Below are 13,925 nucleotides of genomic sequence, written 5' to 3'. Positions count from 1 at the left end.
CTGAGCCCGCCGGGGCCCTGCCTGAAAGTGAGGCGGGTCACGTTAGCGGCGGGCCGCCAGCATTGCAACAAATCGGCTGGCGGCCCGTAGCCGGATCAACGACTTGCGCTAAGCGACAGTTGTCACGACGGAATCAGCGTGGAAATCGTGTGCTCGACGTATTCGTCGAACTCGGCATGCGACAGACGCGGCAGGCCGAGCTGCAGCGACAGTTGCAGGAAACCGGCGTACGCCGCGTAGGCGAGGCGCGCGCGGTAGGACGCGGCGATCCGGTCAAGGCCGAGCTGGCGGTAGGCCACGGTCAGGAAGTCGATGCGCCGCTGCGACACCCGCGACATGACCGGCTGGACGACCGGATGGTCGAGCGCCCGGAGCAGCGCCGAATACACGACATGCGACTGCATTTCCCGGCTCGTGCGGCGGAACAGCTCGCGCAGGCGTTCGCGCGGTTCCCGGATCGGCTCGACGCCGATGAATTCTTCCTCGTCGGCCCGTTCCCAGCGCTCGAGCGAGGCCTTGAGCAGCGCTTCGCGCGTCGGGAAATGCCAGTAGAAACTGCCCTTGGTCACACCAAGGCGGCGTGCCAGCGGCTCGACCGCGGCGGCTCCGACGCCGTTTTCGGCAATCGCTTCAAGGGCGGCTTGTTCCCAATCCGCTGCGGAGAGGCGACTGCGGTTTTCGAGAGGGGTCACGCTTGCTTGATTCATGGCTTCGCTTCCGACAACCACCGACAGGGCGGCGACGGCTTCGAAACTACTTGTGCGATCCGTATGGAGACCTCTGTTCAGAAAGATTTGATTGGATCCCCACGTATCTCGGATTGAATACTCTAGATCCCAGGCACTATTTAAACGTATGTTTGACGCCCGTATGACACCATCCAAACTGTTGAATCATAAGGCCGCAGTGAACCTTCTGGCGGCCGACGGGCTGTCGCTTTCCTGCGATTTGCACGGCATGGCCGGCAACGCGTCGCTCGTGTTCACGCACGGCTTCGGCCAGACGCGTCAGGCCTGGCAGGCGACCGCCGCCCACCTCGCGAACCAGAATTTCCTCTGCCTTTGTGCCGATGCACGCGGTCACGGAGCCAGCGACTGGCACCCGGACGGGGGTTACGAGATCGATCAATTCGTCGCCGACCTCGAACTCATGGCCGCTTTTGCCGGCCCGTCGGCGGTGCTGGTCGGCGCCTCGTTCGGCGGCCTGGTCGGACTGCTCGCGCAGGCGCGCAACCCTAACCTGTTCCGCGCGCTGGTCCTCGTCGACATCACGCCGCGCTGGGAAGCCGCCGGGGTCGAGCGCATTCTTGCGTTCATGCGCGCACATCCCGACGGATTCGCGTCGCTGGACGAAGCGGCCGCGAGCATTGCGGCCTATCTGCCGCACCGCCGCGAGACGCGCTCGCCGCAGCGGCTGCAGTCGCTGCTCGTTCCGCGCGACGACGGACGCTTCCGCTGGCACTGGGATCCGGCCCTGCTCGAGCGCATCGCCGAAAACGGCGAACGCCACCAGGCCGCGCTCGTCGATGCCGCCCGGCGCATCGACGTACCGGTACTGCTGCTGTCGGGCAGCGACAGCGACGTGGTCTCGCAGGCAACGATCGCCGAATTCCTGGAACTCGTGCCGCAGGCGCGGCACGTCGTCGTTCCGCGCGCCACGCACATGGTCGCCGGCGACCGAAATGACCTGTTCACCGATGCTGTGCTTTCCTTTGTCCGGACCCTTCCTCGGGGACGGAACTGATCTTCTGAGGAGTTCATCATGCAACACTGGCTACCCCTGCTCGCCGCGATCCTCGTATCGCTGGCCTGCTCGTATCGACGCGCAGGGCTGCGCACCTGGACTGCCGCGACCGCACTGGCCATCGTCGCTACCGGCGTCGCGGCCGATGCCCACTGGTTCGCGACGACGGCCACGCTGCTGGTGTTCGCACTGGTCGCGTTGCCGCTGAATCTCGTCGATTTCCGGCGCAAGCGCCTGACCGCTCCGCTGCTCGCGATCTACCAGAAGATCACGCCGCAGCTTTCGCCGACCGAGAAGATCGCGCTGGAGGCCGGCACTGTCGGCTTCGAGGGCGAGCTGTTCAGCGGCAAGCCGAACTGGAACCGCCTGCTGCGCGAGCCGGTACCGACGCTGTCGGCCGACGAACGCGCGTTCCTCGACGGCCCGGTCGAAGAGCTCTGCCGCATGGTCAACGACTGGGAGATCACGCACGAACTCGCCGACCTGCCGCCGCCGGTCTGGGAGTTCCTCAAGAAGAACAAGTTCTTCGGCATGATCATTCCGCGCGAATACGGCGGTCTGCAGTTCTCGGCGCTCGCGCACTCGGTGGTGCTGCAGAAGCTCGCGAGCATCTCCACGACGATAGGCTCCACCGTCGCCGTACCGAATTCGCTGGGCCCGGCCGAGTTGCTGCTGCACTATGGCACGAAGGAACAAAAAGACTATTACCTGCCGCGCCTCGCCGACGGCCGCGAGATTCCGTGCTTCGCGCTGACCGGCCCCTATGCCGGCTCGGACGCGACCTCGATTCCCGACTACGGCGTGGTCTGCAAGGGCGAGTGGAACGGCGCGAACGTGCTCGGCGTGCGCCTGACCTTCGACAAGCGCTACATCACGCTGGCGCCGATCGCGACCGTCGTCGGTCTCGCGTTCCGCATGTACGACCCGGAAAAGCTGCTCGGCGACACCGAGGATCTCGGCATCACGCTCGCGCTGCTGCCGCGCGATACGAAGGGACTGGAAATCGGCCGCCGCCACATGCCGCTGAACATTCCGTTCCAGAACGGGCCGGTGCGCGGCAAGGACGTATTCGTACCGCTGTCGCAGCTGATCGGCGGCCCGGAAATGGCCGGCGAAGGCTGGCGCATGCTCGTCGAGTGCCTGTCGGTCGGCCGCGCGATCTCGCTGCCGTCCAACGCCACCGGTGCGGCGCGCATCGGCTCGATCGCGACAGGCGCCTATGCGCGCATCCGCAAGCAGTTCGGCATGGCGATCGGCCGCTTCGAAGGTGTCGAGGAAGCGCTCGCACGCATCGGCGGCTATACCTATGCCATCAGCGCACTGTCGCGCGCGACGGCGGCGGCCGTCGATCGCGGCGAAAAACCGTCGGTGCCGTCGGCGATCGCGAAGTACCACGCGACCGAACTCGGCCGCGAGATCGCCAAGGACGTCATGGACGTGCACGGCGGCAAGGGCGTGATCCTCGGCCCGAAGAACTACGCGGGCCGCGCGTGGCAGGGCGCGCCGATCGCGATCACCGTCGAGGGTGCGAACATCCTCACGCGCAGCATGATGATCTTCGGCCAGGGCGCGATCCGCTGCCATCCGTTCGTGCTCAAGGAAATGGAAGCGACGCAGATCGCCGACTATGCCGAGCGCCTCAAGGCCTTCGACAAGGCGCTGTTCGGCCACATCGGCTTTGCGATCTCCAACGCGGTGCGCAGCTTCGTGCTGGGCCTGACCCACGCGAAGATCGGCTCGGCGCCGGGCGACAAATACACGCGCCGCTTCTACCGCAAGCTCAATCGCTACGCCGCGGCGCTCGCGCTGACGGCGGACACGTCGATGCTGATTCTCGGCGGCAAGCTCAAGTTCAAGGAAAAACTGTCGGCGCGCCTCGGCGACGTGCTGTCGAATCTGTACATCGCCTCGGCGATGCTCAAGCGCTATGAAGACCAGGGCCGTCCGGTCGCGGACCAGCCGATGCTCGCGTGGGCGTTCCACGACAGCGTCTGGCGCATGCAGATGGCGCTCGACGGCGTGCTGCGCAACTTCCCGCTGCGCCCGGTCGCCTGGCTGCTGCGCGTGCTGATCTTCCCGCTAGGCCGCCGCGAAGTGCCGCCGTCGGACCGCCTCGGCCGCCGCGTCGCCGCGATCCTCTGCACGCCGAACGAGACGCGCGACCGCCTCGCCGGCGACGTCTATCTGACGCCGAGCGCGAACAACCCGATCGGCCGCATGAACGCGCTGCTCGCCGACGTGATCGCGGCCGAGCCGGTCGAACGCAAGTTCCTCAAGGCCGTCAAGACGATCGAGGTCAAGGCCTACGACTACGCCGGCCAGCTCGCCGAAGCCGAAGCCGCCGGCGGCATCACGAGCGAGGAGCGCAAGCTGCTCGAACGCGTGCGCGCGGCGACATTCGAGTTCATCAGCGTCGACGACTTCGATCCGCGCGACCTCGAAGCCGCGGTCAAGCACGGCAAGACCGTGCTGCGCTCCGTCGCCTGAGTCCTGCGATGCCGGCCGCCGCGTGCGCGGCGGCCGGCGATTCCGCCAATTCGCGCAAGGTCCGTCCATGGCTTCACAGGCTCTGCAACTGTTCCGCCGCTGCGGCAAGTCCGCGGCGGGCCGCTGGCTCTACTCGCGGCTGATCTGCTGGCGCGCCCCCTACTTCTCGAGCATCGCGCCGGCCGTCGACGAACTGGCGGCCGGCCGCTGCGTCGTGCGCATCCGGCAGCGCCGCCGCGTACAGAACCACATCGGCACCGTGCACGCGATCGCACTGTGCAACATGGCCGAGATGGCCGGCGGCCTCGCGACCGACGCGACGATTCCCGACGCGATGCGCTGGATTCCGAAAGGCATGAGCGTGCGCTATCTGAAAAAGGCGACCGGCACGATGACCGCTACCGCGACCGTGCCCGCCGTCGCCGATCCGACTGTCGCCCAGGAGCTGCATGCGATCGTCGAAGTGCGCGACGCACAGAACGACGTCGTCTTCGACGCCGACATCGCGATGTGGGTCAGCCCGCGAAAGACGTGACAAGGAACGAGTGCCGAGGAGCGGGAATCGCGAGCCGCGTTGCGCTGTGCCTTTACCCGTTTCTCACTCCCTTGCACTCTTTTCTCGGTCTCCAAGTCACGCGAGCGCCAGCCGCAGCGCCTGCTCCGCGCTTGCCAGCACGAACCCCGCCAGAAAAAACAAATAGCTCAAACGCAGATAACGATACTTGTGGCGCGCGAGATAGATGCCGAGCGAATAGAGATCCTTGGCCTGGGCCTCGTAGATCGAGCCGTCGGGCGCAAGCGTGCGCGCCATCTCGTCGAGGAAGCGTTCGCGCGAGATTTCCGAGAAATGGCCGAAGAACAGCAGATTGAAGTGCGGCGGCAGCACTTCGCTGTCGAGCCGCAGCGGACGGTATTTCGGCAGCACGGCGAGGATCGCGAGCAGCAGCGCGAGCAGCGTGAAGCCGATCAGGATCAGCACCGCCACGCGCAGGCCGGGCTCGTCGAGCCGGCCCAGCGACAGCGTCAGCACGATCGACGATACCGTGATGATGATGTTCGCCTTCGTGTCGGCCATCGCCGACAGGTGCACATGATGCTGCTGCGCGGTCCGCAGGATGTTGTCCGACGTGTTGCGCTCCGGCACCTGCGCGAACCGGCCGCGGCCGGTATCCGAGTCGTTCATCGCCCGCCCCTCCTGTGAGCGGATGGTAGCGAGGAAGGGTCGAGAGTAACTAGAGACGCGCTTTTTAGGAGCTGGAGTCTCGGCACCGTCGGCGTCAGCCATCAGTCGGATTCGCAGATCCCCGCGAAGCAAGCTTTCTCGAGTTGCTACTCCTACTCCCTCTTTTCCTGACTCTCCGCCCAGCGCTGCAGCGCAGCCGCCCCATGCTTCTCGCGCTGCGCGGCGCACAGGACGATCGCTTCCTCGGCCCGGGCGAGGCCCTGCGCGGTGCCGTCGACCTTGCCGGCGTCGCGCGCGAAGAACTGCGCGACGCTGCGCGCCTGGCCGCGTTCGCACCAGCCCTCGGCGACGAGTTCCGGCAGATCGCCGTGAACGAAGGCCGGCGTGTGCGCGACGACTTCGGCATAGCGGCGCTGGAACCAGGCCCACAGCGCCGCGCGATTGCGCGGCTCGTATTGATGCGTGCGCAGGATGCGGGCGGTCTCGCCGATCCTGGCGCCCGGCCCGATCGCGAATTCGCGCACGCGCTCGCCGAGCTTCGCATCGACCGTCGCGCCGAGCGCCATGGCCATGCTCAGCCGGAGCGTCGCGTCGCTGTTGTTCGCGAGTTCGGCGAGCAGCGCGTCGACGGCGGGCGCCCCGAGCTCCTGCACCGTGACCGCAAGCACACTGCCCAGCAGATCGTAGTTCGCCGCGCCGAACCTCAGTCGCCCGTTGCCGTCGCCCGCGAGCACGGCCTTGCCCTGCGCGACCAGCACGGCGCGCACCGGCTTGCTCTCGATCGTGCGCGCGAGCAGCTCGACGAGATCGGCGCGCCACAGCGCGTCGTCTTCGCTTTCGCCGTCGCGCCGCAGATAGCCGAGCGCGGTCAGGCGCGGCAGGTAGCGCCGCTCGACGTAGGCGTCGATCGCCGCGCGCGTCGCGTCGTCGGCGAGATTGCGCCGGATCCAGACCAGCGTTTCCCGCAGTGCGAACGCGGCTTCGCGCGTCCTGGCCGCGGACAACTGCCCGATCGCATCGAGCACCGCCGCGGCATCGACGTCGCCGCGCTCGAATCCGGCCTTGATCGCGTCGGCGTAGGCGAGCTGCTCGCGATCGTCGAGCTTGCCCGCGACGCGCGTCAGTGCAGCGAGATCCGTCCGGGCGAGCGCGACGCGGTAGTAGCCGCGCGCCTGCGCGTTCGGCAGATACCAGTCGGGACAGGGACCGTCGAGCGGCATGGCCGTGGACGCCGTGTCGAACAGCCGGCATTGCGTCGACGCGGTCTCGCCCTGCTGCAGTCGCACGCAGAACGGAATGCCCCAGCGCTGTTCGGCGGCATTGCCGCCGGAGCCGAGCGGAAAATAGCGCTGCTGCACGAGCGCGAGCTGCGGCTTGCCGCCGTCGCAGGTCAGCTCGCTGCGCACCAGCGGCACGCCGGGCTGGTCCAGAAAGCTGCGCACCGCCGCGCCGAAGCGCGCGTCCTTGTCGCCGGCTTTCTGCAGCGCCGCGATCAGGTCATCCGACGTCGCGCTCGCGAACGCGTGATCGCGCATGTACTGGCGCAGTCCTTCGCGGAACACGTTCTCGCCGAGCCAGGCTTCGAACATGCCGAGCACCGCGGCGCCCTTGCCGTAGGTCAGGCTGTCGAACGCGCCTTCGATGTCGCCGTTGTCGCGGATCGGCTGCCGCACGCGGCGCGCGCTCGCGAGACTGTCCGCGGCCATCGCATGCTGTGCCGCGGCGATGCCCTGCAGGTCGGCGCGATGGGCCGGGCGCAATCGCTGCGTGATGCGTCCTTCCATCCAGGTCGCGAACGCTTCGTTGAGCCACAGGTCGTCCCACCACGGCATCGTGACCGTGTCGCCGAACCACTGGTGGGCAAGTTCGTGCGCGTTGACCTCGAACGATGCGCGCCGCAGGAAGGTCGGCGTATTGCGGTCGAGCAGCAGCAGCGATTCGCGAAAGACCACGAGGCCCGGATTCTCCATCGCACCGGCGCTGAAGTCCGGCGCGGCGAGCAGGTCGAGCTTTCCGAAGGCATACGGATAGCCGAAATAGTCTTCGAGCGCCGTGAGAATCGCCGGCGTCGCCTCGAGCACTTCGGCCAGGCGATGCCCCTCGCCCTGCGGCGCGACTGCGCGCAGCGGCACCGGCGTTTCGCGCCAGCGCGTCGGTGCGATCGGTTTGCCGTCGACGATGTCCCAGGGGCCGACGCCAAGCGCGACCAGATAGGTCGGCAGTTTCGGCGTCGTGCGGAAGCTGATGCGGCGCCAGCCGCCGTCGAGCGGTTCTTCGGTTACCTGAGCCGTGTTCGCGACGGCCTTCGCGCCGGCCGGCAGTTCGATGCTCAGATCGAACGGCGTCTTGAAACGCGGCTCGTCGAAGCCCGGGAACGCGCGCCGCGCGCTGACCGGCTCCATCTGCGTGACGACGTAGGGCTTGCCCGCGCGCTGCGTGCGGAACAGCCCTTCGAGCTGCGCGTTGTAGCGCGCGCGGTAGGCGAACTGCAGCGTGAGTTCCTGCGCCGCGACGCGCTCGCCGAAATCCACGCGCGCGACGTCGCGGTCCTTTATCGGTACGAAGCGGGCTTTGCGCGTGCGCCCGGCGGCGTCCCGCCACTCGACGCGCTCGACGTCCATGGCTCGCGCATGCAGCCAGACGTGATCGGAGGGCGCGCGCAGCGCGATGCGGATCGCTGCGGCCGCGCTGAAACCTTCCGCCGCCGGATCGATGCGGAAACGCAGCGCGTAGTGCAGCGGCACCGCGGATTCAGGCAGCTTCCCGAGCGGCGGCTGATCCGCCGCCGCGAAACCGCTCCAGGCCCACAGCAACAGCACCGCCGTCCGACGCCATGCGTTCATCCGCCATCCTCCGCGCAACCGGCGGAGGCTAGCATCGGCGTCGTCGCCGCCCAAGCACCGGGGGCGCCCGGCGCCGCTGCCTCAATCGTAGTCGGGCACGCTGACCTTGCCGCCGATGTCGGCGTACTCGATGCTGCTGCGCCCGCCCGACTTGCTCGCGACGCGGAAATCGCCCTTGATGTCGTCCGCGTAGATCATGCCGCTGCTGTCGCTGCCGACTTCGGCGCTGCCGGCGACATGGCGGATCTTGATGTCGCCCGAGCTGTCGCGGCCGACGCGCACGTTGCCGCCGACCTTGTCGATCTCGATGTCGCCGGAGCTGTCGTCCTCGACGAGGACGTCGCGCCGCGCACCGTCGATTTCGATATCGCCCGAGCTGTCGCTCGCGATCGTGATGGCGCCCTGGGCCTCATCGATGTCGATGTCGCCCGAGGTATCGCGCACGCGCACGTCGCCGCGCGGATCGCGGATCTTGATGTCGCCGGAGCTGTCGGTCAGGTCCACCGGACCGGCGTCGGCGATTTCGGTGTCACCCGAGGAGTCGGCGAGTTCGAGTGCGAGCGCCTGCGGCATGCGCACTTCGAGATCGATATAGGCGTAGTTCGAGCCGAACAGCTTGAAGTCGTTGTCGCCGGGAGCCGTGGTGTTCACGTCGAGCCGGCCGGCGCCCGCGGTGTGCTGCAGCGTCAGCTTTTCGAGCTGCTCGGCCGTCGATGCGCAGGCCTTGCCGCGGAATTCGACGGTCGACAGACCGGCCACGCCGACAATCCGCAGGTCGCCCGCCTGCGTCTGCAGCTTCAGTTGCTTGACGCCCGCCGCCGGAAGGTCGAGGTCGCGCCTGGCCTGGAAGGCGCAGTCGTCGGCGGAAGCGGCACCGGCGACGGCAACGAGAACGGACACGCAGAGAAGTCGTTTCATGGTTCGCTCGCTGTAAGGGGGCCGGGCATTCGATACGCCGGCACGTCGTTCGGATGCACGCGCGCGGTGAACGGTTTAAAGCGCTGCGGCAGCGCAAGCCTGTCGAGGTCGCCGCGGCCGCCCGGAATTCATACGTCCGTGGCGTTTGAATCGGGCAAACGCAATCGTACGAAGGTCCAGTATGGGCTTCGGGCAGGTCACGTCGTCGCAGTTGAGATATGCAAGATTCTCATTTGTTTGCATTTCTTTGTGAGCCGTTTCTGATCTCCACAGTCCACAATCCTCCCGCCGACCCCGTATGGCGGTTGGAATGTCATTGCCTGTGACCCACCGGTCGACAGGCCGTCAGTTAGCAATTCGCACGAGAAACCGGATCGGTCGCGATACGCGCACGCCGACGGGCGCGTTCGTCCCGAACCTGGGCAACCGGGGCTGTCGCACAGTGGTCTTGACAATGATGAACACGCACGACGAGGCGCCGTTTTCGATCGCGGTCGCGCTGCCGACCCATCTGAAATCGCTGGTCGAGCGCATGCTGCACGGCCTGCTGCGCGAACAGCGGCATCACGCCGCGCGCTGGCGGCTCAGCGATGCAGCCGATGCCGACGTGACGTTCCGACTGCACGGCGAAGACGGCCAGGCGATTTCGCCGGACCTGCTCGCCCATGTCCGGTGCCGCGACGGCCGCAGCGAGACCGTCGTCATCGAAGGCGCCTGGCGCGCCGGCGCGATGACGGCGGCACTCGACGGCATCGCCACGATGATCGTCGCGCGCGGTGCCGCTCCGGCGACGCCGCCGCCGTCCTCTCCGTCGGCGCTCGCGCGGCAATGGCTGCAGCGCTGGTGCGAACTGCGCACGCAGAACGCGTTCGACGCCGCTGATCTGAATATCGGCGAACGCACCGTCGCGCGCATCGACCTGCGCAGCGCGACGGCACGCTACGCCTCCCTCGACGACCGGCCCGACGCGGCCGCACTCGTCGCGGCCATGGCACGCGGCGGCTGGGACCTGGTTCCGCGCCACGGCGACGCCGCCGGCGGTACGGGCGTCTCGATGAAGCCGCTGCTGTGGCAGCTCGGCCTGCTGTCCGGCGAACAGGGCACGCTGCCGGCGCTGCGCGCGGTCGAGCGTCTGCGCCTCAAGGGCTGGCCCTACCTCGCCGCGGGCGGCCACGCGAGCTTTGCCGAACTCATCAACTATCTGCGCAACGGCGACAACGACCGGACCAGCCTGCAGGCACGCGGCATCGCACCGCGCGCCGTCGTCGACGGCTTCCTCAACGCCTGCTTCGTCTGCGATTTCTTTCACGACGCCGCGGCGGCGGCGGCGCCTCCGCGCATCGCACTGCCGCCTTCGCCGCGCAACGACGCCGCGGACCGGGCCGCGGTCTCGGCGCTGCGCCGCACGCTCGGGATCGCGCGGCCATGAGCGAGATCAAGCTGCTGTTCGCAGGTCCGATGGGCGCCGGCAAGACCACCGCGATCCGCGCGATCAGCGCAATCGAGCCCATCAGCACTGAAGTCGCGAACACCGATCTGGACGAATGCAACAAGGCCGAGACCACGGTCGCGATGGACTACGGCGAACTCACGCTCGACACGGGACACGTCGTGCATCTGTACGGCTCGCCGGGACAGCGCCGTTTCGAATTCATGTGGCCGCTGCTGGCCGAAGGCGCGCTCGGCGTCGTCGTGCTGCTCGACAACTCGCGCCCCGATCCGCTCGCCGACCTGGCCCATTTCCTCGACGCATTCGCCGCGCAGATCGACGCCGGCCGCGTCGTCGTCGCGGTCGGCCGGCTCGACACGCATGCGCGGCCGGGGCTCGACGACTACGTCGACGCCATCGCGGCGCGCGGCCAGTTCCTGCCGGTCGTCGATGCCGACGTACGCCGCCGCGACGACGTGCTCGGCGTGCTCGACCTGCTGTTTTCCCAGATCGAATCCGCCGGCCGCAGCGACGCGGATGCGGCTGCCGAAACCGACGAATGGCTGCACTTCGTGCAGCACGCGAGGACGCCATGACGCCGCTCTCCCGCACGCTTCCGCAGATCCTCCGGACCGCGATCGACGATGCCGTCCGCGCACTGCACCAGCGCGTGCCGGCCGCGATCGGCTGCGTGATTGCGACCGTGGATGGACGCCTCGTATCGCACGTCGTCGACAACGATGCCGATCCGCAGCGCATCGCCGCGATGATCGGTTCGATGGTCGCGCTCGGCGAAACGATCGGCCGCGAAGTCCGCATCGACCGCTCGCAATATGTCGTCGTCAACGCGATGAACGGAACGCTGCTCGCGCAGCGCGTGCCGAGCCGGCGCGAACTGTTCGTCGTGTCGACGCTCGCGCGGCCGACCACGAATCTCGGCATCCTGCTGCACGAAACACGCACGACTGCAGCCGAAATCGGCGCGGCCGTCGACGAATGGCTGGACCGCCATCAGGCGGCCGCCGTCGCGACGACTTGACCGCCGCCCGCCGACTGCGGGCCTTCACTCTCCAGGGAAAACTGCCATGGCAAAACTCGACCTCACTCCCCTTTCGGGCATCGACGGCTTCGTCGGCGCGGCGCTCGTCGATTCCGACAGCGGCATGGCGCTGGCCAAGCTCGGCGGCGGCGGCGTCGATCTCGACCTCGCGGCCAGCGGCAACGCGGAAGTCGTCAAATCCAAGCGCCGCGTCGCGGCGTCGCTGAAGCTCAACGACTCGATCGAGGACATCCTGATCAGCCTGGAGCGCCAGTACCACCTGATCCGCCCGCTCGAGCGCAACAGCGCGCTGTTTCTCTATGTCGTGCTCGATCGCTCGAAGTCGAACCTCGCGCTGTCGCGTCACGAACTCAAGAGCTTCGAGAAGAACCTCGAATTCGCCTGATCGGCGTTCCGGGCTCCGCAACGAAAAACGCGGCCTCGCGCCGCGTTTTTCGTTGCGTGGACGCGTGGGCGCGTCCGACTCAGCCGCGCTGTTCCAGCGTCACGGCCGCCGCATGCACGACCGCGGCGATGCGCACGGCGCTCTGCACGGCCTGCACGGTGAGTTCATGCTTGCGCAGCGTCTTCTCGTGCGAGTCCATGCACATGCCGCAGCCGTTGATCGCCGAAACCGCCAGCGAGCACAGCTCGAAGTCGACCTTGTCGCAGCCGGGATTGGCCATCGCGTTCATGCGCAGTCCGGCGCGCAGGCTTGCATATTCGGTGTCGCCCACGAGATGCGTGAAGCGGTAGTAGACGTTGTTCATCGCCATGATCGCAGCCGCCGTGCGCGCGCCGTTGAGTTCGGCTTCGCTCGCGTGCGCGGCACCTTCGGCCGCCAGCGCCGCGACCAGCGGTTCGTGGCGCGACGCGATGGCCGAGGCCAGCGCGATCAGTGCGATCTGCTTGCGGCTCAGGCCCGGCGCACCGCCTTCGCTGAGCACGGAATCGAGGTTGAGACGCAGATCCTTGGCGTAGTCGGGGATCTGGGACTTGAGTTCGGCGACACTCATGAAGCGCTCCTCTGCGGCGCGACCGCGGCTGCGGATCGGCACTTGTTATCAAAAGATAAAAATGGACTGACAGGCCGGATTGCGGCGGGGAAATCGCGCGTGGCCCGGCCGGCCGTCGAATTGCGCGATGCGCCGGGCGCATCGCGGGAACCGCTCGCCGGCAATGCCGGCGAGCGGAGCGGTCGCGATCAGGCGACCTTGATGACGTCTTCGCCCTGGTGCCAGTTGCACGGGCAGAGTTCGTCGGTCTGCAGCGCGTCGAGCACGCGCAGCACTTCTTCCGGATTGCGGCCGACCGACAGGTCGGTCACATAGACGAAGCGGATGATGCCCTGCGGGTCGACGATGAACGTCGCGCGCTGCGCCACGCCGGCTTCCTTGTCGAGGATGCCCAGCGCCGAGGTCAGTTCGCGCTTGACGTCGGCCAGCATCGGGAACGGCAGACCGTTGAGGTCCTTGTGATGCGTGCGCCATGCGTGGTGCACGAATTCCGAGTCGGTCGAACCGGTCAGGACCTGCGCGTCGCGGTCGAGGAAGGCCTGGTTGAGCTTGGCGAAGCCGGTGATCTCGGTCGGGCAGACGAAGGTGAAGTCCTTCGGATAGAAGAACACGACGAGCCACTTGCCCTTGTAGGTGTCGTTGTTGATGTCGACGAAGGCGTTCTTCAGATCCGTCGAAACGGTGGCCTTGACGTTGAACTGCGGAAACTTCTCACCAACGCTGAGCATGGTTCACTCCTTGGGGTTGAATGCGAGTCCCTTCGGTCGAAGGGAGTAAAACGGACCGGCGCAGCTTACGCGCCGCATTTCCATCTAGCCAATCAATTGATAGCATCGCGACGATAGATTCGGGCTATGACATCGCCATGAACCTGCGAGATCTGCGTTATCTGGTCGCCCTGGCCGAACACAAGCACTTCGGCCGCGCCGCCGATGCGAGTTTCGTCAGCCAACCCACGCTGTCCACCCAGATCAAGAAGCTGGAAGACGAGCTCGACGTGGCGCTGGTCGAACGAACCCCGCGCAAGATACTGCTGACCGAGGTCGGGCGCGAGATTGCGACGCGCGCGCGCCATGTGCTCGACGAGGTCGAACAGATCCGCGCGATCGCGCGGCGCACGAAGGACCCCGAATCGGGCAGTCTGCGCCTCGGCATCTTCCCGACGCTCGGCCCGTATCTGCTGCCGCATGTGATTCCGGGGCTGCGCACCCGCTTTCCGCGGCTCGAACTGCTGCTGACCGAGGAAAAGACCGAGACGCTGCTCGCG

14 protein-coding genes are annotated in these 13,925 nt (G+C 67.3%); 8 read left to right on the top strand and 6 right to left on the bottom strand.

What is annotated here, in order from left to right; all coding sequences use genetic code 11:
- Positions 1-122: 122 nt before the first annotated feature.
- A complete protein-coding gene (locus VLF18_RS01055) occupies positions 123-707 on the bottom strand; it encodes a helix-turn-helix domain-containing protein (protein ID WP_325277760.1) in 585 nt (194 codons plus the stop codon).
- Positions 708-870: 163 nt separating this feature from the next.
- On the opposite strand from VLF18_RS01055, the gene VLF18_RS01050 reads away from it, so the two are divergent.
- The 3 genes from VLF18_RS01050 to VLF18_RS01040 all read left to right on the top strand — a co-directional run bounded on the left by VLF18_RS01050 (position 871) and on the right by VLF18_RS01040 (position 4,765).
- Complete coding sequence (locus VLF18_RS01050; RefSeq protein ID WP_414717168.1) at positions 871-1,743, top strand: alpha/beta fold hydrolase; 873 nt, start codon at positions 871-873, stop codon at positions 1,741-1,743.
- Positions 1,744-1,761: 18 nt separating this feature from the next.
- A complete protein-coding gene (locus VLF18_RS01045) occupies positions 1,762-4,230 on the top strand; it encodes an acyl-CoA dehydrogenase (RefSeq protein WP_325277758.1) in 2,469 nt (822 codons plus the stop codon).
- A 67-nt stretch (positions 4,231-4,297) separates the two neighbouring features.
- Entirely contained in the window at positions 4,298-4,765 is a 468-nt protein-coding gene (locus VLF18_RS01040) for a DUF4442 domain-containing protein (RefSeq protein WP_325277757.1), read from the top strand.
- 96 nt (positions 4,766-4,861) lie between these two features.
- Here the strand turns inward: VLF18_RS01040 and VLF18_RS01035 are convergent, their stop codons facing one another.
- From VLF18_RS01035 to VLF18_RS01025, 3 genes are all read right to left on the bottom strand, one after another.
- Positions 4,862-5,413 carry a Pycsar system effector family protein gene (locus VLF18_RS01035; RefSeq protein WP_325277756.1) on the bottom strand — a complete coding sequence of 184 codons (552 nt, stop codon included), beginning with the start codon at positions 5,411-5,413 and terminating at the stop codon, positions 4,862-4,864.
- Between the two features lie 152 nt (positions 5,414-5,565).
- Positions 5,566-8,256: a M1 family metallopeptidase gene (locus tag VLF18_RS01030; protein ID WP_325277755.1), complete on the bottom strand. Its 2,691-nt coding sequence runs from the start codon at positions 8,254-8,256 to the stop codon at positions 5,566-5,568.
- Positions 8,257-8,337: 81 nt separating this feature from the next.
- On the bottom strand, positions 8,338-9,174 hold the full coding sequence (locus VLF18_RS01025; protein WP_325277754.1) for a DUF4097 family beta strand repeat-containing protein: 837 nt from the start codon (positions 9,172-9,174) through the stop codon (positions 8,338-8,340).
- Positions 9,175-9,628: 454 nt separating this feature from the next.
- Here VLF18_RS01025 and VLF18_RS01020 point away from each other — a divergent pair, with 454 nt between their 5' ends.
- From VLF18_RS01020 to VLF18_RS01005, 4 genes are read left to right on the top strand one after another with little or no spacing between them, the layout of a single operon-like run.
- Positions 9,629-10,603, top strand: coding sequence for a hypothetical protein (locus tag VLF18_RS01020; protein WP_325277753.1), 975 nt, complete (start codon positions 9,629-9,631; stop codon positions 10,601-10,603).
- Positions 10,600-11,199 (top strand): GTP-binding protein, encoded by a 600-nt coding sequence (locus VLF18_RS01015; RefSeq protein ID WP_325277752.1) that lies wholly within the window; start codon positions 10,600-10,602, stop codon positions 11,197-11,199. Before VLF18_RS01020 ends, VLF18_RS01015 begins: the two co-directional genes overlap by 4 nt.
- A complete protein-coding gene (locus tag VLF18_RS01010) occupies positions 11,196-11,642 on the top strand; it encodes a hypothetical protein (RefSeq protein WP_325277751.1) in 447 nt (148 codons plus the stop codon). Before VLF18_RS01015 ends, VLF18_RS01010 begins: the two co-directional genes overlap by 4 nt.
- 46 nt (positions 11,643-11,688) lie before the next feature.
- The gene (locus VLF18_RS01005) at positions 11,689-12,048 is read left to right on the top strand and encodes a roadblock/LC7 domain-containing protein (RefSeq protein WP_325277750.1); all 360 of its coding nucleotides are present in this window, start codon (positions 11,689-11,691) and stop codon (positions 12,046-12,048) included.
- A 79-nt stretch (positions 12,049-12,127) separates the two neighbouring features.
- Here the strand turns inward: VLF18_RS01005 and VLF18_RS01000 are convergent, their stop codons facing one another.
- Both VLF18_RS01000 and VLF18_RS00995 read right to left on the bottom strand, forming a co-directional pair.
- Positions 12,128-12,658 carry a carboxymuconolactone decarboxylase family protein gene (locus tag VLF18_RS01000; RefSeq protein WP_325277749.1) on the bottom strand — a complete coding sequence of 177 codons (531 nt, stop codon included), beginning with the start codon at positions 12,656-12,658 and terminating at the stop codon, positions 12,128-12,130.
- Between the two features lie 188 nt (positions 12,659-12,846).
- Positions 12,847-13,386 carry a peroxiredoxin gene (locus tag VLF18_RS00995; protein WP_325277748.1) on the bottom strand — a complete coding sequence of 180 codons (540 nt, stop codon included), beginning with the start codon at positions 13,384-13,386 and terminating at the stop codon, positions 12,847-12,849.
- A 137-nt stretch (positions 13,387-13,523) separates the two neighbouring features.
- On the opposite strand from VLF18_RS00995, the gene VLF18_RS00990 reads away from it, so the two are divergent.
- The coding region (locus tag VLF18_RS00990) for a LysR family transcriptional regulator (RefSeq protein ID WP_325277747.1) at positions 13,524-13,925 on the top strand (402 nt) is incomplete at its 3' end.

Source organism: Tahibacter sp., assembly GCF_035481375.1.
Lineage (GTDB): Bacteria > Pseudomonadota > Gammaproteobacteria > Xanthomonadales > Rhodanobacteraceae > Tahibacter.
This window is presented reverse-complemented; position numbering and strand designations above follow the sequence as displayed.